Below are 24,331 nucleotides of genomic sequence, written 5' to 3'. Positions count from 1 at the left end.
AACCTCGTAAAAGTTAGCAAGTCTTAATAGAGAATAAAAATTAAAAACATCATTACATGAAAAAATTAATCATTATTGCTATTGCTTTTGTATCCCTACAAACTATAGCTCAAGAACATCATAACAGAAGAGGAGATGACACGAGAAAGGAACAGTTCAAAGACATGAATCCAGAAGAGTTAGCACAACTAAAAACAAAGCACATGACCTTGCGACTAGATCTTGATGACTCACAACAAGATAAAGTATACGCTCTCCTTTTAGAACAAACAAAAGCAAGAAAAGAAAAAGCTGAATCCTTAAAAGGTAAAGAAAAGAAGGAACTTTCTAAAGATGAAAAGTTAAAAATGGCTAATGATCGTTTAGATGCTCAAATTGCCTTTAAAAAAGAGATGAAAATCGTATTAAATGAAGAACAATACAAAAAATTTGAAAGAAGTACTAAAAGAAAAGGAAAACACCAGAGAAAAGGAAAACAGAAAAGAAGATCCTAATCTGTATTTAATATTAATCTAGAATTTTAAGGTGTTGAACGGTTTTCAACACCTTTTTTCTGCTTGATAAAAAAAAATGTTTATTTTAGACTTCTTGAAAATCTAAATTAATCTGAATAATGAAAAAAATAATTACACTTTGCTTTTTTGTTTTTGCAATAGCTTTTGGTTCTCAAAATGCTTTTGCTCAAGACAACGTTTTTAAAGAAAAAGCATATCAAAAAACAGAGCAATTAAAACGCACTGTTAAGTTTAGTGCAGACCAAAGAGAACAAGTAGTAGCTGTGCTTACTAAGTACTATAAATATGCAAGTAGAGAAGCCTCTACTCCAGAAATAGCTGAACAACGCTTAACAAAAATCTCTAAATACGTGGATGAACGTTTAAAAGAAATTTTAACCGAAGAGCAATTTCAAGCGTTTAAAAAAGCAAAATTAGATTAGACTAAATTATTTAATTTATATATTAAAGGCAGTTTTATACTGCCTTTTTTTATAGCCTTTTCACAACATTTTTTACAGCAGCTATCGTAAAATCCAAATCTTCATAAGTTAGAGCATCAGATATAAACCAGGTTTCAAAAGCACTTGGAGCTATATAAATACCTTCGTTTAACATACCATGAAAAAACTGTTTAAATCTATCATTATTACCTAAAGCAGCAGTTTCAAAATCTACAACCTCATCTTCAGCAAAATGAACAGATATCATAGAGCCTAATCGATTAATCGTATGGGTTATAGCATGATTTCTTAAGACTTTTTCAATACCTTTATGAAGATATTTTGTTTTCTCTTCTAGTCTATTAAAAATGGCTTGGTCAGAATTCAAAGCTTTTAACATTTCTAATCCAGCTGCCATAGCAAGCGGATTTCCACTTAAAGTTCCTGCTTGATACACAGGTCCTAAAGGCGCTAAACAATTCATTATGTCATGGCGTGCAGCAAAAGCACCTACTGGCAGACCTCCTCCTATAACCTTTCCGAAGCAAACGATATCAGCATTGACATTAAATAATTCTTGAGCGCCTCCTTTAGCTAATCTAAAACCAGTCATAACTTCATCAAAAATCAGAACAATATTATGTGTATCACATAACATTCTTAAATCTTTGAGAAAATTAGCCTTAGGTGGTATACAACCCATATTTCCGGCAACAGGCTCAATAATAACACAGGCTATTTCATCTTTATTTGCTGCTAACAGGGATTTTACACTATCAATAGCATTATAATTTGCTAGTAAAGTATCTTTTGCTGTACCTTTAGTTACACCAGGACTATTTGGACTCCCAAAAGTTACTGCTCCACTTCCTGCTTGTATTAAAAAGGCATCACTATGGCCATGATAACAACCAGCAAATTTTATAATTTTATCTTTTTTTGTAAATCCTCTTGCTAACCTCACTGCGCTCATACAAGCTTCGGTACCAGAATTCACAAACCTAATCTTATCAATATTTGGCACCATACTAACCGCAAGTTTTGCAATTTCTGTCTCTAAAGCCGTTGGAATACCAAAAGAAGTGCCTTGTTTTGTGCGATTAATTACTGCATCTACAACTGGCTTAAAAGCATGACCCAAAATCATTGGTCCCCAAGAATTAATATAATCAATGTACCTATTATCGTCTTCATCATAAACGTAAGCACCTTGAGCACGCTTTGCGAAAATTGGTGTACCTCCAACAGCTTTAAAAGCCCTTACTGGAGAATTTACACCACCAGGAATATACTGTTCCGCCTCTTTAAATAAGGCACTGCTTCTTTGATAATTCATTAGTTTTTTATTTGCAATACTTGACCAAGAGAAATGGCGTTACCTTCAATATTATTTAGTTTTTGTATAGACTCAATACTAACACCATATTTTTTTGACAAAGAATATAACGTGTCGCCTTTTATCACTTTATGGGTAATAGCGTTCGAAGAATTTTTTCTAAGGCCTGAACTCTCTAGAACTTCTTGATCATATTTATAAAGCTCATAACGTTCAATTAGGCTGATTAGCTTTTGTGGATATTTACGATCTGTTGCATAACCTGCTGATCTTAATCCCTTTGCCCAAGCTCTGTAGTCGTCTGGCTTTAATTTAAAAAGTTTAGAATAGCGACCTCGAGTCGTCAAAAATTTGGAATGATCCTCATAAGACGAATTGGGATTATCATACTTCCTGAAACATTCTTGTCTGCGGTCATCATCATGATAAATTTTCTTGCCTGTCCAACCATGGCATTTAATACCAAAATGATTATTGGCTTCCAAAGATAAGCGCCCTTTACCAGAGCCAGATTCTAAAATACCTTGAGCTAAAGTGATACTGGCCGGAATTTTGTTTTTACGCATTTCGTCTTTAGCAATACCACTAAACCTATCAATATATGCATCTACGGATGTTATGGGTTTAGTTGACGATTCAGATTTTTTGATTTCATTTGGTGTTTCAGATTCTTTTTCTGTGGCACTAACCTGCTTGTCTTTGCTTTTATCTTTCTTAATAATAATCCCTTTTTTTGGACCACAAGAAAACACCAATAATACAAGTATTATATATAAGAAGTCAGATTTTATCTTATTCATCAATTTGAGGTAATCCTTTTAATTTTAAACGCTGATTCATACCTTTTATACCTTGTAATCCACCAGTATGAATCACTAATATTTTAGAGCCTTTAGAAAAATAGCCTTGCCGCTTTAGCTGAAAAATTCCATACATCATTTTACCAGTATAAATAGGATCTAAGGTGATTTTGTGTTGAGTTTTAAATTCGTTTAAAAACGTAATTAACTCATTATTTATTTTGGCATATCCACCAAAATGAAAATCAGTAACTAAATCCCAATTCGTTTTCGTTACAAATTTACGAATATCTTGTTGTAAAAAGTCACCTTTTAAGGCAGGAAATCCAAGTATTTTGTGATGCGGTTTAGCGCTATTAATAAGACCTGAAATAGTACCTCCTGTACCAACAGCACAGCAGATATAATCAAACTTAGAGTCCGCTTCAGTTAATATCTCTTCACAACCTTTAACTGCCAAAGTATTAGTACCTCCTTCTGGGATAAGGTAAAACTTACCAAATTTTTCTTTTAGTTGCAATATGAAGTCTTCTGTAGTCTTTAATTTATAATCTGCTCTAGATACAAATTCTAAATGCATACCACAGTTTTGAGCATAAGTTAATGTTGGATTTGTATCAATATCGTTTTTGAGCTCTTCACCTCTAATAACACCAATGGTTTTAAAACCAAATGCTTGGCCGCAAGCTGCCACAGCAGTAATATGATTTGAGAATGCACCACCAAAGGTTAAAAGTGTTTTTAAACCCTGTTGTTTGGCCTCAGTAAGATTGTATTTAAGCTTTCTAAACTTATTCCCTGAAATCACAGGATGCAGTAAGTCCTCACGCTTTATAAAAAGTTCATTATCAACAAACTGATTTGTTATTTTAGTATTTATTAACATTTTAACGATTAATATTAACTTTCATAGCCTTTATACACAATAATTGTTACATTTATATACCTTCGATATCATGTTACCCTAAATCTATATAAACCAATCACTTAGTGCGTAAAATATTTTACAGTTAAGTGATGTAAATTTATGGAAGTATGATAAAAAATTACTCGCAGATTAATATAAAAAAAGATAAATTTAACCTTAAGGGGTTTTTATTTATTTTATGCATAGCATTATTTAGTTATCAGTCTAATCAAGCTCAAACACCAATAGATTTTGAAGATTTTGAAACTGGCTGGGGAATATGGAATGATGGAGATGGTGGTGCTGGTGGTGGTAATAATGATGCGAACAGAGTTAATGCTTCTCAACCCAATGGTAACTGGGCCATAAACTTACAGGATAATAGTGGTGTTGCTTCTTCTATTTATACCAACGATATTAATTTAGCTACTTTTAACGAAGTTAGTATTTCATTTGATTATCATAGTATCGGCTTTAACCCTACAGAAGACTTTTTTGTCGAATTCTCTAACAATGGAGGAGCTGGATGGTCTATAATAGGCAATTATGTTGTTGTAACTGATTTTAATAATGGAGTAGATTACAATACAACTATACTAATTGACGATGCAACTTACTCCTTCAGTGCTAGTTCTAGATTTCGTATTCGATGTGACGCTAGTGGAAATGGAGATGATGTTTATATTGATGACATAGATATTATAGGTGACCCTCCTCAATTTAACGATGATTGTTCTGGCGCCATCTCTTTAACACCAAGTGTTGATAATACATGTAACGCTGTTACAGGTGACTCTAGCGGAGCAACTGAATCTCAGCCAGATTGTGTTGGTTTTGCAGATGCCGATGATGACGTGTGGTATAGTTTTGTTGCAACAAGTACTAACCATGATGTCACGGTTACTGCTGGATCGATCTATGATCTTGTACTTGAAGTGTTTTCTGGCACTTGTGCTGGTCTTACGAGTATAGACTGTTCAGATGATAATTGGCCCATTTTTGATCCTGATGAAGAAACCATTAGTCTTAATAGTTTAACTATAGGTGCAACTTATTATGTAAGAACCTACAGTTATGGAGGTGTTGGTAATGAAGGAACGTTTGATATTTGTGTGACAACACCTCCTACATTTACAAATGATGTCTGTGCCAATGCTATTGCATTGCCTAGTCCTGTAACATCTACTTGCAATTATACCAGTGCAACCAATGTAGGCGCAACAGATAGTGGCGTTGCGGATCCTGGTTGCGCATTTTACGTCGATGATGATGCCTGGTTTTCTGTAGTTGTACCTGCAAATGGGCAAGTAGATATCGATACGCAAACTGGTTCTATGACAGATAGTGGTATGGCAGTATACTCTGGGACATGTGCTGGAACACTCACATTAATTGAGTGTGACGACGATGATAGCCCTAATGGTGCAATGTCTTATATCTCAGTTACTGGAAGAACACCTGGAGAAACACTTTATATAAGAGTGTGGGATTGGGGAGGCGGTAATGGTACGTTTGGAATATGTGCTAGTACACCACCTGCATGTACTGCACCAAATGATCCAGCAGCACCAATAAATTTTGTAACGGTTACCAATAATTCTATTGATGGTAATTTTGGCGCTTCACCCGGAGGCGCAGATGGCTATTTGGTTCTTATGAATACAACAGGTGTAACTCCTACGCCACCTCCTGTGGATGGAACAACATATAATATTGGCAATACTATATCTGGTGCTACTGTGATAGACAATGATGGTAACACTAACTTTACCGCTAATGGTTTAAATGCATCCACTACGTATTATTTCTTTATTTATGCTTACAATAACACTGGCTGTAGTGGTGGACCAATTTACAGTATAGCCTCATTAAATGGAAATGAGACTACTGATGCACCATCTTTATGTATTCCTTCATCAACCGATGATAGCTTAGATTATATAGATGATTTTTCTGCAACAGGCAGCAATTCATTAACTAATAATAATACAGGAGCAGGTATCACTTCAACTGGATATAGTGATTTTAGACCATTATCTGTGAGTCAAATTGAAGGCGGAATTGTAAATTTTACTGTAGATTTTTCTGGTACATTTGATACTTATGGTTTTAATATTTGGATCGATTTAAATAATGATCTTGATTTTGATGATGCCAATGAAAAAGTATATACTTCTGGTGGCTTCTTTACTAATATAACTGATAGCTTTACTATACCAACAGGCATTACGGCTGGTACTTATGTTATGCGAATTAGAGCAGATTATTTTAGTACTGACCCTGACCCTTGTAATAATATATCATTCGGTGAGGCTGAAGATTATAATATAGTTATAACTGAATTATTGTGTGATGATAATCCAACTGATCTTTTTGCCTTAGTAACCTCAGGAACAACAGCAACATTAAGTTGGACAGAACCTCTTAATCCTCCAGGAAATGGCTATGACTACATCATATCGTTGGATGACTCTACAGTAACTCCAGGTGATGACATCACAGGTTCTACAACAGGGAACTCTGTAAATCTTTCAGGATTAACATCCAATACACAATACTACGTATTTGTAAGAAGCGATTGTGGTGGAACCGATGGTCAAGGTGTATGGATTCCTCTGATTTTTGACACCTGTGCTATTACTGTAACTACACCATCGGCATGTCCATTGATTGTAGATGAGCAAGGTACTAATCCTTTTGTAGCCGACCCTTTTGTATCAGATCCATCATTTTTAATTGGTTGTGGAAATCCAAGTGTTACGCTTGAGGCGCACTCTCAAATGCAAGAAACCACAAGCTATAGAGCCGAAAAAATTATTTATAACCCACCTATTCCGTTTTTTAATTTGGCTGCAAGCCCTATAAATGTAGCAGATGATGATGTTTGGGCTGATGCATACTCTACTATACCATTTGATTTTTGTTTTTATGGAAACACATATAACCAATTCCTAGTGGGTGCTAACGGAAATATAACATTTGATTCTTCTATAGCTCCGGGAAGTCTTTCTGGCTATGCTTTTTCTAATAATCTTCCAAGTACAGCAGGTGCATTATTTGAGCAAACCATTTATGGTGTCTATCATGATATTGATCCAAGTGCAAGCACAACTAATGAAATTTTTAGCAGAATAGTTAACCCAACAGACATTGGATGTAGGAAAATTGTTGTTGTATGGAAAGATGTACCTATGTTTTCTGATAATTCTATTTTATATTCTGGTATGATCGTATTACATGAAACAACTAATATTATCGAAGTATTTATAGAAGAAAAACGCATTGACGATAATAATGTTTTTCCATGGAATGATGGAAATGCTATTATAGGTGTTCAAGGGGATATCACACCATTAGCACCTAATAATCAATATGAGGTTGCTAATTGTAGAAATGGACTAGATACTAATTGGGAAACAACAAATGAAGCTTGGCGTTTTGTACCAGATGGAGCAGCAATAAATGCTACTTCAATAAATTGGTATGATGGTTCTGGCACCGCTGGTACTTTAGTTGGTACTGGAAGCACACTAACTCGCGGACCTGGTCAAGGAGGTACTTACACAGCAGAAGCTACCTACAATATTTGTGGTAATTCAATAACAGTAACTGACGAAGTTGTTGTTACACAAGGCTCAGGTAAAATCTGGAACGGATCAACTGGTCTAGATAACTGGACTAATGCCAATAACTGGACACCAAATGGAGTACCAACTTCGCTTGATTGTATTACAATCCCCGTTATTGGAAGTGGAAATTACCCTGTAATATATGGAGGTGATGATGGTGATGGGTTAAATTTAACTATTAATAGTGGTGCAAACCTTACACTCGACAATAATACTTTTGATTCTAATTATGCAACATTAACAATTGTTGATTTTATTGATTTAGAAGCTAGTTCGCAATTAGTCGTTAACAGTAGTTCTAGTTTAGTTCAAGTTAACGAAGGCGCTGCAAATGTTAATAATAATAGTGGCTCTGGTAATTTAGTTCTCAATAGAGATACTAATATAAGACAAGAAGATTACGTGTATTGGTCATCTCCTGTAGAAGTTTTTAGTTTATCTGGCGTTTATGGTGCCAATACACCTCCATATACTTATCAGTGGAGACAAACAATACCTAACGGATTTACACCACCTCCATCTGTACCAATATGCTATGGTGATTGGGAATCTTATACTGGTAATATGAGTCTTGGTAAAGGCTATATTTCAAGGGGTCCCATAGGTCATACAGCTGCAGCTTCAGTTTTTACTGCAACATTTATAGGAAAACCTAATAATGGTGTTATTACTCAACCTATAGTAAGTGGAAATAACAATATTTCCAACCCTAATTTTACATATAATCCATATGGAACTGATATATTAACTGTTACTCCTTTTGATGATAACTGGAATTTAATTGGTAATCCTTATCCATCAGCTTTAAGTGCAAACGCCTTTTTATCTCATCCAAATAATAATATTATAGAAGGTGCTGTTCATATATGGACTCATGGAAGTGCTCTTGGTACTTATCCTGATTCTTTCTATGATGATTTCGCTTTAACTTACAATAGAAACGATTACATTACTTACAATCTAAGTGGTGTGTCAAATCCAAATCCAACTTTTCCAGGTTTCATAGGTGCTGGTCAAGGGTTCTTTGTGTTAGCACTAAATGATAGCGAAACTGGCAGTGTTACATTTAACAATTCTATGCGAAGTAGAAACCATGACAATAGTGACTTCTACAGAATGAATTCTGATATTTCAAATACTAATTATGAAAATATAGAACGCCATCGTATATGGTTAAATTTATTAGAAAATAGTAGCGGACAAGCTTCAAGCACTTTAATCGGATATATTGAAGGTGCTACTCAAGAAAAGGATAGATTATATGATGCTTATACTTTTGAATCTAACACCATGAGTATCTACTCTATGATACATGATAAAAGAATGACTATACAAGGTCGTCAATTACCTTTTGAAGATGATGATTTAGTTCCTCTCGGAGTTGATGTATTAGAAGATGGAAGTTATACCATAGCAATTAATACCTTAGATGGTCTCTTTGAAGGCATAAATGGCCAAAATATTTATTTAGAAGACACGTATCTAAATACCATTCACGATTTAAGAACAAGTCCTTATACTTTTTCAATTGAAGCAGGAAGTTACGAAGATCGTTTTGTGTTAAGATATACTAATGATGCTTTAAGTATTAATGAGACAGAACTTAATACTGGTTTACTCATTTACGTTGAAGATAAATTAGTGAAATTAAAATCTAAAATTGGTCCAATAGACTCTGTTGTTGTTTATGATGTTTTAGGCAGAACTTTGATTAAAGTTGATGATCTTAACCAATTAGATGTAGTACTTAAAGACTTACAACCAAGTGAAGGCGTCCTTTTTGTTAGGGCTAAACTTACCGATGGTAGAGAGAAGATTCAGAAAATAGTGTATTAATTACAGATATTTTATAAAATTGAAAAACGACCTTGATTTTAAAAAATTAAGGTCGTTTTCGTTAGTATACGCTTCACGTTCAAAAGATATATTCTGATAAGCTTTAAACCTGTTTCTATGCTGAATATAACGACATAAAAACTCTATTGCATAACATATATAAAACGGTATAATCAATAATTCAAATTGTTGTTTCAAATGAATCAACTCATGATTAATTAACACTTTATTGCTTTTCATGGTATGATTCTTCAGAAATATAAACGGATAAAGCGTTATACCTAAAAATCCTTTTGGAATCAAATTTTTTAATACTACGATCATAAAATTTGTAATTCAAAATTCACGCCAAATTAATTTACCTTTGTAGTAATGAAGAAATTTGTCCCAATAGAAGACGGTGACTACTACCTAACTCCAGAAGGTTATAGATGCTTTACAGAGCAATATCACCTTAAAAGAGGTTACTGCTGCGAAAGTGGATGCAAGCATTGCCCTTATGGTTTCGATAAAAAAACAAATACTATAAAAAAAAACTAGGATCAACACCTATGACGTTTAAAGAACAAATAAGAGAAGGAATACCAAAAAAGTTACCAAAAACTAAATCTTATGATTTAGAAATAAACCACGCACCAAAACGTAAAGCCATATTAAACGAGGAGGAAAAAAAATTAGCGCTTAAAAATGCACTTCGTTATTTTAATAAAAAACATCATCCAACACTTTTACCAGAGTTTAAAGAAGAATTAGAAACGTATGGTCGCATCTATATGTATCGTTTTAGACCAGATTATAAAATGTATGCGAGACCAATAAATGAGTATCCTGCAAAATCTAAACAGGCAGCAGCAATAATGCTAATGATCCAAAATAATCTAGACTATGCTGTTGCGCAACATCCACATGAGTTAATTACTTACGGTGGAAATGGTGCCGTTTTTCAGAATTGGGCTCAATATTTATTAACAATGAAGTATTTGGCTGAAATGAATGATGAGCAAACGCTTGTTATGTACTCTGGCCATCCAATGGGCTTATTTCCTTCTCACAAAGACGCTCCAAGAGTTGTTGTAACAAATGGCATGATGATCCCTAACTATTCTCAGCCAGATGATTGGGAAAAATTTAATGCATTAGGTGTTACACAATATGGCCAAATGACTGCTGGTAGTTATATGTATATTGGTCCACAAGGCATAGTACATGGTACAACAATTACAGTATTAAACGGTTTTAGAAAAATAGGAAAAGAACCCAAAGGCAATATATTTGTCACCTCTGGTTTAGGAGGCATGTCTGGAGCACAACCAAAAGCTGGAAATATTGCTGGTTGCATAACCATTTGTGCAGAAGTTAACCCGAAAATAACACAAGTGCGTTTAGACCAAGGTTGGATTGATGAAAAAATAACTGATCTAAATGAACTCGTTTTCAGAGTAAAAAAAGCGAAAGAAGATAAAGAAACTGTTTCCATAGTATATTTAGGCAATGTTGTTGATGTTTGGGAAAAATTTGATGAAGCCAATATTCATATTGATTTAGGAAGTGATCAAACCTCGCTCCACAATCCTTGGGCTGGTGGTTATTATCCTGTTGGATTATCATTTAAAGCATCCAATGAAATGATGGCAAACAATCCTGAAAGCTTTAAAAAAGAAGTTCAAAAAAGTTTGAGACGTCATGCAGATGCCATAAATAAACATACAGAAAAAGGGACGTATTTTTTTGATTATGGTAATGCGTTTCTATTGGAAGCCTCACGTGCTGGCGCAAAAGTCTTAGCTGAACATGATTTGTCTGGTCGAGCGGAGTCAAGACCTATGACCGAATTCCGCTACGCTAGTTATGTACAAGACATCATGGGACCTATGTGTTTTGATTATGGTTTTGGTCCTTTTCGCTGGGTTTGTGCCTCAGGGAAACCTGAAGACCTAGAAAAAACAGATAAAATTGCCTGTGAAGTCCTTGAAACTATAATGAAAGATGCTCCAAGAGAGATTCAGCAGCAAATGGCTGATAATATTCAATGGATTAAAGGTGCGCAAGAAAACAAACTTGTTGTTGGCTCTCAAGCCAGAATATTATACGCTGATGCAGAGGGAAGAATGAAAATTGCAGAAGCTTTTAATACTGCAATAGCCAATGAAATAATAGGAACAGTAATATTAGGTAGAGATCATCACGATGTATCAGGTACAGATTCTCCATACAGAGAAACCAGTAACATATATGATGGCTCACGATTCACAGCAGATATGGCCATTCACAATGTTATAGGTGATAGTTTTAGAGGTGCTACTTGGGTAAGTATCCACAATGGTGGTGGTGTTGGTTGGGGCGAAGTTATCAATGGCGGTTTTGGTATGGTTCTTGATGGTAGTAAAGAAGCATCGAAACGTTTAAAGTCAATGTTATTCTGGGATGTAAATAACGGAATAGCAAGACGAAGTTGGGCAAGAAATGATGAAGCGATATTTGCTATTAAACGTGCTATGGAAACAGAACCTAACTTAAAGGTAACGCTTCCTAATGATGTTGACACTAGTTTATTAAATTCTGTTTAACCATAATATATAAGTCATGAAAACATTACTACAAAAAACAACATTGGTATTGGCAATTTTTCTAATAAGTTCTTGTAGCTCTGTAAAAGTAGCTTCAGATTACGATAAAAACACAAATTTTAATGACTATAAAACTTTTGCATTTTTAAAATCTGGAATTGATAAAGCTGAAATTAATGACTTAGATAAACGAAGAATATTAAGAGCTATAGAATCCGATTTAATAGCTAAAGGCTTTACTAAATCCGAAAATCCAGATATGTTAGTTAGTATATTTACTAAAGCAAGAGAAAAGGTAAATGTTTATAATAATGGTGTAGGACCATATTATTACAATTGGAATTGGACACCTTGGTATTGGAATAATTATAATATGATATCAAAATCTACAGAGGGCATATTATATATAGATTTGATCGATGCCAAAAAAAGAGAGTTAGTATGGCAAGGCCAAGGCACAGGATATTTAGTAACTAAGAGTAAAAAAGTAGAAAAAAAAGAAGAGCGTATCAATGAGTTTGTAGAAAAAATTATGGTAGAATATCCACCTGCTTTGAATTAAGAAAACTATACATTTAAGATATTTAAGCATCAACTCTAGTTGGTGCTTTTTTTATGACTTAAATATATTAGCCTATATTTGCCGACTTTTAACACCACGTATTATGATACTAGGTCATACAACCCGAAAAAACTTTACTCAAAATCCAAAAAACGATATACTCTCTGGACTTACAGTAGCATTAGCTTTAGTTCCAGAAGCTGTAGCATTTGCTTTTGTAGCTGGTGTTGATCCTCTAGTAGGACTCTATGGTGCGTTTATGATGGGAATTGTAACCTCTTTGTTTGGAGGAAGACCAGGTATGATTTCTGGTGCTACAGGTGCTATGGCTGTAGTTATGGTACATCTCATACAAAAAGGAAATGAAGTTGGTATAGGACTAGAAAATCCGATTGAAAATCTTGGACTACAATGGTTATTCATAACATTACTTTTTGTTGGAGGTATTCAGATATTAGCAGGAGTATTTAAACTTGGGAAATTTGTAAGACTCATCCCTCACCCTGTAATGATGGGATTTGTTAATGGATTAGCTATTGTGATTTTTCTATCACAACTTGGGCTATTCCCAAATGCAGTACCTAAAGATATTTCTGTTTGGAATAATACAGTAGATTGGCTCTCTTACTTGTTTTCAAATATTGAATTATGGAAAATGCTAGCCTTTATTGGACTTACAATGGGTATTATGTTTGGTTTACCTAAACTAACTAAAAAAGTTCCGGCAGCTTTAGTAGCTATAATTGTAGTAGCCTGTATCACTATATTTGGAAATATTGAAATGAGTACAGTTGGAAGCTTTATTAGAGAAGGTGGAGGAGAAGGTCTACAAGGAACATTACCAACTTTTCAAGATCAAATATTTGGTTTATTTAACACACTTTCTGGTCATTGGGATTTAATACTTTCAACAGCATTTATTTTAGCCGCTGTTGGTTTAATAGAATCTTTAATGACATTAAATCTAGTTGATGAAATCACAGAGACTAGAGGAAATGGTAATAGAGAATGTGTAGCTCAGGGTGGAGCAAATATACTTAACGGCTTATTTGGAGGAATGGGTGGCTGTGCTATGATTGGACAATCTATAATTAATGTAGATTCTGGTGGACGAGGAAGATTGTCGGGAGCCATTGCAGCTATAGCACTTCTTTGTTTCATTCTTTTTGGTGCTCCATTGATAGAACAAATACCAATTGCCGCTTTAGTAGGCGTAATGTTTATGGTTGTTATTGGAACATTTGCATGGAGTAGTTTCAGAATTATTAGAAAAATACCACTTTCAGATGCGCTTGTATTAATAGCAGTATCAGCAATCACTGTTTGGAAAGATTTAGCTATTGCCGTAATTGCTGGTGTAATTATCTCTGCATTAGTATTTGCATGGAAAAACGCAACTATGATTAGAGCTCGTAAACGTATTCAATCTGATGGTACAAAAACTTATGAAATTTGGGGACCATTGTTTTTTGGATCCATACAAAATTTCAATTCAAAATTTGACGTAAAAAATGATCCCGATAATGTTGAAATTGATTTTGTTGAGTCAAGAGTTAGTGATCATTCAGCGCTCGAAGCAATTTTTAATCTGGTTAATAAATATGAAGCTGAAGGCAAGTCTATTAAACTTAAGCATTTAAGTGAAGATTGCAAAGTATTACTTAGAAAAGCTAGCCCAAAATTTGAAGAAGTTATTATTGAGGCTATTGACGATCCACGTTATCATCTGGCTGCAGACCCAGAAAAATTTACAAAACCACTCTCTGAATACAATATATAATTACAGGCTATTTAACTAATAATCAATTTGTTATATTATAATATTTTAATTTAGAAATATAAAATAGTTGAAAATCAATTAATTAGACTACTTTCGCAACTTAATTTAATATATTTTAATATGAGTACTGGTACAGTAAAATTTTTTAATGATTCTAAAGGTTTTGGATTCATAACAGAAGAAGGAAGCGACAAAGATCATTTTGTACACATTTCTGGATTAATCGATGAGGTTAGAGAAGGTGATAAAGTAGAATTCGATTTAACAGAAGGAAAAAAAGGATTAAATGCGGTAAACGTAAAAGTTATCTAATATATCTTTTAAAACTTTTTTAAAAGCCTATCATATCGATAGGCTTTTTTATTGCTTACATCTGAACATTCATTTCTTCTGGAAATTGACTTGGGATACTTTCTGATCCTTCATCAAGCATTTGTCTTAAATCTATTTCAATTCCCCTTGCAATAGTAGAAATAGGAACATCGTTCGGTCCACCTTCAAACGGATTTTCGCCTGTTCTGGCTAAACGTTCCATGGTATGAAATGCCCAAGAAACAACAGCACAAAACGGAATAGCAATCCAAATAAAATATTTACCGACAAGGAAAAAGTCATCCACCATTGTATCACCTATTTCAGCAAATTCTGGAATCAAACCAAAGGGCAATAAAATTGTAAAAACTCTTGTTAGATATAAGCCCAAACTCGCATATTGCCGAGGATATGGAAAATTCTTTATACGCTCAGATTTTCCTTGATGAGTAAATAATGATTCTAGAACATTCTCAAGTTCTAAAAACGCGAATTCCCAGATTACACCTTTTTCTTTTAATTGTCTGATATGCTTTGATTGTAAATATAATAATGCGGTCTGCTTATTATTCTTAGACAGTACATATTTCCTTTCTTCTTCCGATAAATACATCATTAAATTATCATCAAGAGTTGATACTTCCTCAGGAATATGAATCATATTTCGCCATTCTTGATTTGTTTTAGCTTTATGCTGAGTTTCCCAACTTTTACGCTGACGCATTGCATATCTTAATGATGTCATCCATGCAATATGACGATAAACTAATGTCTTTTTATGCTTCTTCAATTCAACTTCAGAAATAGGTTCATCACAATGCTCATTAGTAACCATATCTTGCACTTTCATTCCCCAAGTACGAGAAGTATTGACTATTGCTCCCCAAATCATTCTTGCCTCCCAAATCCGTCCGTAAGCTGAATTATTTTGAAAACCAACAAGAAATGCTACAGCTGTACCTATCAATGCTACAGGAGTCCAAGGCACATTTAAAAATGTAAAGCCTAACACTTTATAAAGCACAGTAATTATTCCTGCATATAAAAGATATATTAGTGTTTCACCTCTAGTCCATAGAACCATGTCTTTGACCGAGTATCGTTTTTTGGTAAGCATTTAATTGATTTTAGTTCAATCTAAGATACAGAAATTCTAATATTATACCATTTGGATTAATGATCTAATAATGTTTCTATCTTAGCCTTTACTTTCTCTGTCGAAGGAATCATAGTTTCTTCTAATGTAGAATTTAAAGGAATTGCTGGCATATTTTCGCTTCCAATAGTCATCACTGGAGCGTCTAAATATTTAAAACACTCTTCTTGTATTTTTCCTGCCAAAGCTCTAGCAAAACTATTATTAGACGGTTCTTCAGTAACGACTAAACATTTACCTGTTTTCTTAACAGAGGTCATAATAGTATCTTCATCTAAAGGAAATAAGGTACGTAAATCGATAATTTCTATTTGATCTCGCATACCTTTTGTGGCATTATAAGCCCAATGCACTCCCATTCCGTAGGTAACAATAGTCAATGTCTCAACATGGTCTTGTTTCCAAATTTCTTGCAACACCCAAGCTTTGCCAAAAGGTAATACATAATCTTCACTTGGTTCTACAGATGTTGCACCATCGGTTCCTTTAACCTTCGACCAATACAATCCTTTATGTTCAAGAATTACTACAGGATTTGGATCGTAATAAGCTGCCTTCATCAAGCCTTTTAAATCTGCGCCATTACTTGGATATGCAATTTTAATACCTCTAATATTAGTGACCACGCTTTCTACTGAAGACGAATGATAAGGTCCACCACTACCATAAGCTCCAATTGGCACGCGCAAAATCATACTGACAGGCCATTTACCATTTGATAAATAGCAGCTACGACTTACTTCTGTAAATAATTGATTTAGCCCTGGCCATATATAATCTGCAAACTGCACCTCAACTATAGGTTTTAAGCCAACTGCACTCATACCTACTGTAGAACCTACAATAAATGCTTCTTGAATTGGTGTATTAAATACGCGATCATCACCAAATTTTTGTGCTAATGTTGCGGCTTCTCTAAATACACCTCCTAATCGACCACCAACATCTTGACCATAGAGTAAACATTCTTTATGCTCTCGCATAAGTTCTTCTACTGCAAACAACGCGCAATCTACCATCACAACTTTTTCGCCTCCTTCTGGCTCACGTATTCCTTTTTCTTCTGTTATTGGAGTCGGCACAAAATCGTTAGTAAATAAATCTTCAGGTTTTGGGTCTTCAGCCTTTAAAGCTTTTTCGAAATCGGATTGTACATTTTCTTTTGCTTTTGTTTCAATCTGGTTGATTTCTTTTTCAGAAAAACCTGCATCAATTAATTGCTGTTTTAATACTGGATAAGGATCACGAGAACGTGCTTCTTCTAAATCATCTCGATACCATTCCATGCGAACTCCTGACGTATGATGATTTAGTAATGGCACTTTAGCATGCACTAATATTGGACGTCTTTCTGTTCGTATAGTTTTTATGACTTTCTCCAATGCTTCATAGCTTTCTGTAAAATTTGCACCATCAATAGAAATAGCCTCTAAGCCGTGAAATCCTTGGGCATATTCATATGCATTTTGCGCTCTTGTTTCTGCTGCATTTGCAGAAATATCCCAACCATTATCTTGTACTAAATATAAAATTGGCATTTGCTTTAATGCTGCCATTTGAAAGGCTTCTGCTATTTCACCTTCGGTTACAGAAGCATCTCCTAAACTACATACAACTAAAGGTGCATCTTTTAATGTTTTATCTCCTAAGCCTTGCAATTCTTTGTATTGCATTCCCATTGCAACTCCAGTTGCTGGGATGGCTTGCATGCCAGTTGCTGAGGATTGATGCGGGATTTTGGGTTTATCATCATCCTTTAAGCTAGGATGCGAATAATAACTTCTTCCTGCCGAAAACGGATCATCCTTTTTAGCTAATAACTGCAACATTAAATCGTAAGGTTGCATGCCAAAAGACAATAACATAGCATCATCTCTATAATATGGAAACGCATAATCTTGAGGTAGTAATTGTAAGCCTAAAGCAATTTGAATGGCTTCATGACCTCTGGAGGTTGCATGTACATATTTTGAAACCTGTTTAAAATTAGCTTCGTATAATTCGGTCATCGCTTTTGCAGTACTAAGCTTGTCATATCCTTTTTTTAATATGTTTTTGTTCATATCTTTCTATCTACATCAAATTGTTCAAAATAATCAGCAACGCGACGCACAAAGCTTCCACCTAAAAAACCATCTACGACACGATGATCAAAAGATAAGGACAAGTACATCATACTTCTTATGGCAATTTCATCACCTTTTTCTGTAGTAATGACTTCTGGTCTTTTTTTAATAATTCCGAGCGCTAAAATGGCAACTTCTGGCTGATTAATAATAGGAGTTCCCATCACACTACCAAAGGTTCCTACGTTCGAAATAGTAAACGTACTTCCTTTAATGTCGTCACCAACTAATTTATTCTCTCTAGCTTTTTCTGCTAATGCATTTACATTCTCGGCAAGCGTTTTTAAATCTTTAGTATCTGCATTTTTAACAACAGGCACAATTAAATTACCACTTGGCAAGGCAGTTGCCATACCAACGTTTATATCTTCTTTTACAATAATATTTGAGCCATCTACAGAAGCGTTAATATTTGGAAAATCTTTAATCGCTTTAGCAACGGCTTCTACAAACAAAGGTGTGAAGGTTAGGCGTTCTCCATATTTTTCTTGAAACGCTACTTTATTTGCATTTCTCCAATTCACCATATTAGTTAAATCGGCTTCGACATAAGCCGTAACATGAGGTGATGTATGTTTCGAATACACCATATGATCGGCAATCATTTGGCGCATACGATCCATTTCTATCACCTTTCCTTTTCCTTTATCGAACGTTAATTGTGGAATTCTGTAGACTGTTGGATCTTGAGTGATTGGTTGCGCAAATTTATAAGAGCGACCATCTTCTATATATTGAAATACATCACTTTTTCGCAGTCTGCCATCAAGTCCAGTAACTGGAATTCTTGCCAGTTCCTCAAAACTAATATGATGTGTTTTCGCAATTTCAATAATTAAAGGCGAAAAGAATGTATTAGAATTAGATACATTAAATTTCTCTGCTGAAGCGACTAGAGGTTGCCTACGTTTAAATGTCTTCTTTTCTTTCTTAACCTCCTTCTTGTCATCTTGACTAGACTCTTTTTTCTGTTTAGATTCTTCTGAAACCTCTAATATAGCGATTACCTCTCCTACAAGAACAACATCTTTAGCTTTATACATAGTTTTCACTAAGATTCCAGATGAAGGCGCAGGTACTTCGTTATCTACTTTATCTGTAGCGACTTCTAAAATTATATCCCCTTCTTCAAAAGCCTCACCTTCGGCAACCAACCAATTAATGATGGTCCCTTCGGTTATACTTTCGCCCATTTTGGGCATTTTTAAATCAAATTTTGACATTCTTATTTATTCATAAAATCACGAAGTGTTTTATACACATCGTCTTGAATTTTCATAGTTTCAGGTACTTCTCTTAAAGGCACTACTTCTTTTAAACTGTCATGGCAATCGGCTGGTAATTGTTGATACAGTGCTGTACCTTTTGTTTTCCAGGCAATCATATCATCTGTCACTTGCTTAACAACTTTGGCCGGATTTCCAATCACTAAACTTCTATTGGGAATTATAGTTTCTGCCTTTACAAATGCCATTGCACCGACGATGCATTCGTCACCAATTTCAGCATCATCCATAATGACAGTATTCATTCCTATGAGACAATTCCTTCCTAAATTAGCACCATGGATAATAGCTCCATGACCAACATGAGCACTTTCTTTTAGCATAATTGATTTACCAGGAAACATATGTACTATACAATTCTCCTGAATATTTACACCATCCTCTAAAATGATTTGTCCCCAATCACCACGAATTGCAGCTCCAGGGCCTATATAACAGTTTTTACCAATAATAACATTTCCTGTTACTGCAGCCAAAGGATGCACAAAACTACTTTCGTGAACAACTGGTATGTAGCCTTGGAAACTGTATATCATTTTACTTAAATCCTTTTAATTTCTCTTTTGTAAACTCAGACAGTACTAAACGTCCACTTGTTTGAGCACGTTCAGCCAAAAGTTCATCCCAATCCTCTGTACCTTTCCAAAATACTTTTTTCATTTCTAGCATAGCTTCCGTGTTATAGGTACATAAATGCTCAGCAGTTGCTTTTACAGCTTCGTCTAATTCTTCAGCACTTTCATAAACATGAGTAAATAAACCTTTTTGTTTTGCCCATTCTGGCGGATAAAACGAATTAGCATCTATCGCGATTTGCGACATCGCACTCAATCCCATTTTACGTTCAATGGCTGGTCCCACAACGAAAGGTCCAATCCCAATATTTAATTCACTTAACTTAATGGCTGCGAATTTTGTTCCCATGCAATAATCAGTAGAAGCCGCCAATCCTACTCCACCACCAACGGTTTTCCCTTGAATACGTCCAATAATAAATTTTGGACATTTACGCATGGCATTAATGACATTTGCGAAACCTGAAAAGAATACTTTTCCCGTAGCAGCATCATTGATATTAATCAATTCTTTAAAGCTTGCACCAGCACAAAATGTTCTATCTCCACCACTCTTTAGAACTATGACTTTAATCGCATCATTCTGACCAGCTTCAGTAATCGTATTAGCCAATTTTTCTAGTATATCTCCTGGTAAAGAATTATGTGCAGGATGAAAAAATTCTATGTATCCTACTTCATTTTCTATATTAATCTTAACATATGGATCACTCATATTTTTCTTTTATTGTCATTCCTGCGAAGGCAGGAATCTAATTTTATTATTATTATTTATTCTATTGTGGATTCCTGCCTATGCAGGAATGACAAACTAAATTAATCCAAATTGTTCAAAGTGATGATTCAAATGCTTACGCTCCATTAAATACCACTCATATCTATTCAATTCACCAAAGACCATATTTGATAATGTGGCATCTGGATTCTCTTTAAAAAATTCTAAATAAGCTTCACGCTGTTCTTTAAATTTCTCAAGCGCTGTTGTAAAATCTTCATGCTTTAATTCATCTAGCGTATCTTTTTCCAGTAAAGGAAATTGACTGTTTTTTGGGAATTTTTTATAGTTCCACAAACTGTTTTTTACTTTCTCTAAAATCTTTTCTGGTGTTGAAATTTCAAAATCTTGAATTTCACCTGCGGCTATTTTATAGGTATATTCTAAATGCTCTAACATATGCTGAGGCGTCATAATGCCCCATTTTGGTTTTGTGTCTTCTGAAAGCTGACTTAAGCACTCTTCAATTTTTTCAGTAGTCATTTCAACAAAGGTTTCTTGCTTCTTCTGAACCATAGTCAATACGGTCGCTAATGCCACTAATTCGTCATCAGCATCAAAGATTTCTGCAAACCATTTTACAATGCCACTTGGATGCTCAGCCGAAGCTACATCACGATCAATTTTTTGCTTACAAGTCAACCGAACGTATATAGTATCATTATGATATAACGGTCTTAAGAAACGACATTCTTCTAATCCATAATTTGCAGATACTGGTCCTTTATTTGGATGCACAAATAATCCTGCTGCAGCCGAAATTATAAAATAACCATGTGCTGTTCTTTTTTCGAAAATACTTCCATCTAAGGATGTAATATCTGTGTGTGCATAGAAATGATCCCAAGTAATATTTGCGAAACCAATAATATCAGTATCTGTTATGGTACGCTTATGGGTTTTCATAGACATTCCAGTCTCAATATCTTCCCAGTGGTATTTAAATGGATGCTGTTCTGCTTCCTTATATTTTGCATTCTGTTGGTAAATACCAGTAATCTCTGTAATCGTTGATGGTGACCCTTGAATTGCTGTACGTTGTAAATAGTGTTTGATACCACGCATACCTCCCATTTCTTCACCTCCACCAGCGCGTCCAGGACCACCATGCACTAAATAAGGTAATGGCGAACCATGTCCTGTACTTTCTTTAGCGCTTTCTCTATTGAGTACTAAAATACGACCATGATGAGATGCCGCATTGACCACATAGTCTTTAGCAATTTTATCATCGTTAGTTGCAATTGAAGATACTAACGATCCTTTACCCATTTGAGCAAGTGTAATAGCTTCGTCTAAATTTTTATATGGCATAATGGTACTCACTGGACCAAATGCTTCACGTTCATGGATTACAGTATTTTGAAAAGGATGATCTGCTCTTAATAGAATCGGACTAATAAAAGCCCCTTTTTTAGCATCAGCTCCAATGGTTTCAATTTTATCCAAATCACCATAGACGATTTGAGCTTCTTTAGCTAAATCGTTAACTGAATCTCTCACCGCTTGTACTTGCTGTCGACTTACTAAAGAACCCATTCTAACTTCTTTAAGTCTTGGATCACCAATTGTTACTTTACCTAATGCTTTTTCTAATGAAATTTGAACATCTTCAACTAAGTTCTCTGGTACTATGATTCGCCTTATCGCCGTACATTTTTGACCAGCTTTAACCGTCATTTCTTTTCTGACTTCTTTGATAAATAAGTCAAATTCTGGTGTTCCAGGCACTGCATCTTCTCCTAGAATTGAAGCATTTAAAGAATCTGCTTCCATTGTAAATGGTACAGATTCTTGAATTAATCTTGGATGCGCTTTTAGCAAGCGACCTGTTTGTGCAGAACCTGTAAAGGTTACAACATCTTGAGATTCAACTGTATCTAAAATTGTTTTAACTGTTCCGTTTATAATTTGAAGCGCTCCTTCTGGTAAAATACCTGAAGAAATAATTTCTTTGGCTACTGCTTCTGCTAAATATGACGATGAAGGTGCTGGCAAGACTACTGCTGGAACTCCAGCCATCCAATTCACTGCACATTTTTCTAACATTCCCCATACTGGGAAATTAAAGGCGTTAATATGAACAGCAACTCCCTTTTTTGGCACCATAATATGATGTGCCATAAAACGTCCACCACGAGATAAATCGATAGCATCTCCTTCTACATGATAGGGTTGATTAGGAAATAATTTTCTAAGTGAAGCATTGGCAAATAGATTTCCGAAACCACCTTCGATATCTATCCAACTATCTACTTTAGTAGCACCAGTTCTATAGCTTAAATCATAAAATGCATCTTTTCGTTTTGTGAGATATAATGCCAATTTCTTAAGCATATTTCCACGTTCTTGAAATGTCATTTTACGAAGTACTTCGCCTCCTTTGGTACGTCCATAGTTTAGAATTTCAGGAATATCTAATCCTTCTATAGCAACGCTTGTGAACGCTTCACCGGTCACGGCGTCGAGGATTGGTGTTCCTTCTTCTTTTCCTGCAGTCCAATTGCCTTGAACGTAATGCTGTATTTTTTTCATAATTAAACGCGTTCTATAATTGCTGCATAACCTTGCCCAACTCCAATACACATCGTTACTAATGCATATCTTTTATTTTGCTCGTGTAATTCTAAAGCTGCGGAATAGGCAATTCGTGCTCCGGTAACACCTAATGGATGTCCGATTGCTATCGAACCACCATTGGGATTTAATCTTGAATCATCGTCTGCTAGTCCCCAAGCTCTTATACATGCTAATGCTTGCGCTGCAAATGCCTCATTAAGTTCTATAACATCCATATCATCCATAGTCAATCCAGCTTTTTCTAAAGCTTTATTAGATGCTTCAACAGGGCCAATTCCCATTATTCGTGGCTCAACACCAACCACTGCAGAACTTACAATTCTGGCTAGTGGGTTTAGGTTGTATTTTTTAACTGCATCTTCTGATGCTATAATCGTTGCAGCAGCACCATCATTTAATCCAGATGCATTTCCTGCTGTCACACTTCCCCCTTCTTTTTTAAAGGCAGCTCTTAACTTTCCTAGAACTTCTAATGAGGTATTTGGTTTTACAAATTCGTCTTTTGAAAACTGAATCGGATCTTTTTTACGCTGTGGAATTTCAACTGTTACTATCTCTTTTGCTAAACGACCATTTTCTTGAGCTTTTGAAGCTTTCATTTGACTCCAATACGCAAATTTATCTTGGTCTTCACGAGAAATATTATACTTCTCAACTAAATTTTCAGCAGTGACTCCCATGCCATCTGTACCGTAGAGTTTGTCCATTTTCGGATTTACAAAACGCCATCCGAAAGTAGAATCATACATTTTTGAATCACCACCAAATGCTGTAGATGGTTTTGCCATAACGTATGGTCCTCTTGTCATATTCTCAACGCCACCAGAAATAAATAGGTCGCCATCTCCTGCTTTAATGGCACGATTAGCGTGAATTATTGCGGACAGTCCAGAACTACATAATCTGTTCACAGTTTCTCCAGGCACTGTAAACGGTAAACCTGCCAGTAACGACGACATACGTGCGACATTTCGATTGTCTTCACCAGCTTGATTGGCACAGCCCATTATCACATCATCATAAGCATCTTTTGGAATGTTTGGATTACGCTTTACAACTTCTGCAATCACTAACGCTCCTAAATCGTCTGTACGAACAGCAGATAAGGTGCCTTTGTAGTTTCCAATTGGTGTACGAACACCATCTATAATATATGCTTCTTTCATA

Annotated in this window: 18 protein-coding genes; 8 read left to right on the top strand and 10 right to left on the bottom strand. The window is 35.0% G+C overall.

Annotated features, from left to right (window positions below; all coding sequences use genetic code 11):
* The first annotated feature begins 56 nt into the window (after positions 1 to 56).
* Both RM697_RS10485 and RM697_RS10480 read left to right on the top strand, forming a co-directional pair.
* A complete protein-coding gene (locus tag RM697_RS10485; RefSeq protein ID WP_311427842.1) occupies positions 57 to 494 on the top strand; it encodes a DUF4890 domain-containing protein in 438 nt (145 codons plus the stop codon).
* A gap of 119 nt (positions 495 to 613) precedes the next feature.
* Positions 614 to 937, top strand: coding sequence for a hypothetical protein (locus RM697_RS10480; RefSeq protein ID WP_311427841.1), 324 nt, complete (start codon positions 614 to 616; stop codon positions 935 to 937).
* Between the two features lie 49 nt (positions 938 to 986).
* Here the strand turns inward: RM697_RS10480 and hemL are convergent, their stop codons facing one another.
* From hemL to RM697_RS10465, 3 genes are read right to left on the bottom strand one after another with little or no spacing between them, the layout of a single operon-like run.
* Positions 987 to 2,273, bottom strand: coding sequence for a glutamate-1-semialdehyde 2,1-aminomutase (gene hemL, locus RM697_RS10475; protein ID WP_311427840.1), 1,287 nt, complete (start codon positions 2,271 to 2,273; stop codon positions 987 to 989).
* Positions 2,273 to 3,073, bottom strand: coding sequence for a glucosaminidase domain-containing protein (locus tag RM697_RS10470; RefSeq protein WP_311427839.1), 801 nt, complete (start codon positions 3,071 to 3,073; stop codon positions 2,273 to 2,275). Before RM697_RS10470 ends, hemL begins: the two co-directional genes overlap by 1 nt.
* Positions 3,066 to 3,959 (bottom strand): 1-aminocyclopropane-1-carboxylate deaminase/D-cysteine desulfhydrase, encoded by an 894-nt coding sequence (locus tag RM697_RS10465; protein WP_311427838.1) that lies wholly within the window; start codon positions 3,957 to 3,959, stop codon positions 3,066 to 3,068. The genes RM697_RS10470 and RM697_RS10465 overlap by 8 nt, the downstream gene beginning before the upstream one ends.
* Positions 3,960 to 4,108: 149 nt before the next feature.
* Between RM697_RS10465 and RM697_RS10460 the strand changes: the two genes are divergently transcribed.
* From RM697_RS10460 to RM697_RS10435, 6 genes are all read left to right on the top strand, one after another.
* Entirely contained in the window at positions 4,109 to 9,445 is a 5,337-nt protein-coding gene (locus tag RM697_RS10460; RefSeq protein ID WP_311427837.1) for a DUF8693 domain-containing protein, read from the top strand.
* A gap of 372 nt (positions 9,446 to 9,817) precedes the next feature.
* Positions 9,818 to 9,985: a C1orf53 family protein gene (locus RM697_RS10455; protein ID WP_311427836.1), complete on the top strand. Its 168-nt coding sequence runs from the start codon at positions 9,818 to 9,820 to the stop codon at positions 9,983 to 9,985.
* An 11-nt stretch (positions 9,986 to 9,996) separates the two neighbouring features.
* On the top strand, positions 9,997 to 12,012 hold the full coding sequence (gene hutU, locus RM697_RS10450; RefSeq protein ID WP_311427835.1) for a urocanate hydratase: 2,016 nt from the start codon (positions 9,997 to 9,999) through the stop codon (positions 12,010 to 12,012).
* 16 nt (positions 12,013 to 12,028) lie between these two features.
* On the top strand, positions 12,029 to 12,574 hold the full coding sequence (locus RM697_RS10445; RefSeq protein ID WP_311427834.1) for a DUF4136 domain-containing protein: 546 nt from the start codon (positions 12,029 to 12,031) through the stop codon (positions 12,572 to 12,574).
* Positions 12,575 to 12,677: 103 nt separating this feature from the next.
* Positions 12,678 to 14,354, top strand: coding sequence for a SulP family inorganic anion transporter (locus tag RM697_RS10440; protein ID WP_311427833.1), 1,677 nt, complete (start codon positions 12,678 to 12,680; stop codon positions 14,352 to 14,354).
* 120 nt (positions 14,355 to 14,474) lie between these two features.
* Positions 14,475 to 14,666 carry a cold-shock protein gene (locus tag RM697_RS10435; protein WP_311427832.1) on the top strand — a complete coding sequence of 64 codons (192 nt, stop codon included), beginning with the start codon at positions 14,475 to 14,477 and terminating at the stop codon, positions 14,664 to 14,666.
* A gap of 55 nt (positions 14,667 to 14,721) precedes the next feature.
* On the opposite strand, the gene RM697_RS10430 is transcribed toward RM697_RS10435, so the two are convergent.
* The 7 genes from RM697_RS10430 to pcaF all read right to left on the bottom strand — a co-directional run bounded on the left by RM697_RS10430 (position 14,722) and on the right by pcaF (position 24,330).
* Entirely contained in the window at positions 14,722 to 15,783 is a 1,062-nt protein-coding gene (locus RM697_RS10430; RefSeq protein ID WP_311427831.1) for a bestrophin family protein, read from the bottom strand.
* 56 nt (positions 15,784 to 15,839) lie between these two features.
* Positions 15,840 to 17,885, bottom strand: a complete 2,046-nt coding sequence (locus tag RM697_RS10425; RefSeq protein ID WP_311427830.1) for an alpha-ketoacid dehydrogenase subunit alpha/beta — start codon at positions 17,883 to 17,885, stop codon at positions 15,840 to 15,842.
* Positions 17,882 to 19,171 (bottom strand): dihydrolipoamide acetyltransferase family protein, encoded by a 1,290-nt coding sequence (locus tag RM697_RS10420; RefSeq protein WP_311427829.1) that lies wholly within the window; start codon positions 19,169 to 19,171, stop codon positions 17,882 to 17,884. The genes RM697_RS10425 and RM697_RS10420 overlap by 4 nt, the downstream gene beginning before the upstream one ends.
* A gap of 2 nt (positions 19,172 to 19,173) precedes the next feature.
* Complete coding sequence (locus RM697_RS10415) at positions 19,174 to 19,770, bottom strand: acyltransferase (protein WP_311427828.1); 597 nt, start codon at positions 19,768 to 19,770, stop codon at positions 19,174 to 19,176.
* Between the two features lies 1 nt (position 19,771).
* Entirely contained in the window at positions 19,772 to 20,524 is a 753-nt protein-coding gene (locus RM697_RS10410) for an enoyl-CoA hydratase/isomerase family protein (RefSeq protein WP_311427827.1), read from the bottom strand.
* A 96-nt stretch (positions 20,525 to 20,620) separates the two neighbouring features.
* A complete protein-coding gene (gene paaZ, locus RM697_RS10405; protein WP_311427826.1) occupies positions 20,621 to 23,119 on the bottom strand; it encodes a phenylacetic acid degradation bifunctional protein PaaZ in 2,499 nt (832 codons plus the stop codon).
* A 2-nt stretch (positions 23,120 to 23,121) separates the two neighbouring features.
* Complete coding sequence (gene pcaF, locus RM697_RS10400; RefSeq protein WP_311427825.1) at positions 23,122 to 24,330, bottom strand: 3-oxoadipyl-CoA thiolase; 1,209 nt, start codon at positions 24,328 to 24,330, stop codon at positions 23,122 to 23,124.
* Between the last annotated feature and the right edge of the window lies 1 nt (position 24,331).

Source organism: Microcosmobacter mediterraneus (genome assembly GCF_031846265.1).
In the GTDB taxonomy this organism is placed as follows: Bacteria; Bacteroidota; Bacteroidia; order Flavobacteriales; family Flavobacteriaceae; genus Microcosmobacter; species Microcosmobacter mediterraneus.
Note: the sequence above shows the minus strand (reverse complement) of the source record. Positions and strands in the feature narration are given on the sequence as shown.

Coding starts and splice junctions, on each gene's coding strand:
- RM697_RS10485 (WP_311427842.1), top strand. CDS start 57: ATGAAAAAATTAATCATTATTGCTATTGCTTTTGTATCCCTACAAACT.
- RM697_RS10480 (WP_311427841.1), top strand. CDS start 614: ATGAAAAAAATAATTACACTTTGCTTTTTTGTTTTTGCAATAGCTTTT.
- hemL (WP_311427840.1), bottom strand. CDS start 2,273: ATGAATTATCAAAGAAGCAGTGCCTTATTTAAAGAGGCGGAACAGTAT.
- RM697_RS10470 (WP_311427839.1), bottom strand. CDS start 3,073: ATGAATAAGATAAAATCTGACTTCTTATATATAATACTTGTATTATTG.
- RM697_RS10465 (WP_311427838.1), bottom strand. CDS start 3,959: ATGTTAATAAATACTAAAATAACAAATCAGTTTGTTGATAATGAACTT.
- RM697_RS10460 (WP_311427837.1), top strand. CDS start 4,109: ATGATAAAAAATTACTCGCAGATTAATATAAAAAAAGATAAATTTAAC.
- RM697_RS10455 (WP_311427836.1), top strand. CDS start 9,818: ATGAAGAAATTTGTCCCAATAGAAGACGGTGACTACTACCTAACTCCA.
- hutU (WP_311427835.1), top strand. CDS start 9,997: ATGACGTTTAAAGAACAAATAAGAGAAGGAATACCAAAAAAGTTACCA.
- RM697_RS10445 (WP_311427834.1), top strand. CDS start 12,029: ATGAAAACATTACTACAAAAAACAACATTGGTATTGGCAATTTTTCTA.
- RM697_RS10440 (WP_311427833.1), top strand. CDS start 12,678: ATGATACTAGGTCATACAACCCGAAAAAACTTTACTCAAAATCCAAAA.
- RM697_RS10435 (WP_311427832.1), top strand. CDS start 14,475: ATGAGTACTGGTACAGTAAAATTTTTTAATGATTCTAAAGGTTTTGGA.
- RM697_RS10430 (WP_311427831.1), bottom strand. CDS start 15,783: ATGCTTACCAAAAAACGATACTCGGTCAAAGACATGGTTCTATGGACT.
- RM697_RS10425 (WP_311427830.1), bottom strand. CDS start 17,885: ATGAACAAAAACATATTAAAAAAAGGATATGACAAGCTTAGTACTGCA.
- RM697_RS10420 (WP_311427829.1), bottom strand. CDS start 19,171: ATGTCAAAATTTGATTTAAAAATGCCCAAAATGGGCGAAAGTATAACC.
- RM697_RS10415 (WP_311427828.1), bottom strand. CDS start 19,770: ATGATATACAGTTTCCAAGGCTACATACCAGTTGTTCACGAAAGTAGT.
- RM697_RS10410 (WP_311427827.1), bottom strand. CDS start 20,524: ATGAGTGATCCATATGTTAAGATTAATATAGAAAATGAAGTAGGATAC.
- paaZ (WP_311427826.1), bottom strand. CDS start 23,119: ATGAAAAAAATACAGCATTACGTTCAAGGCAATTGGACTGCAGGAAAA.
- pcaF (WP_311427825.1), bottom strand. CDS start 24,330: ATGAAAGAAGCATATATTATAGATGGTGTTCGTACACCAATTGGAAAC.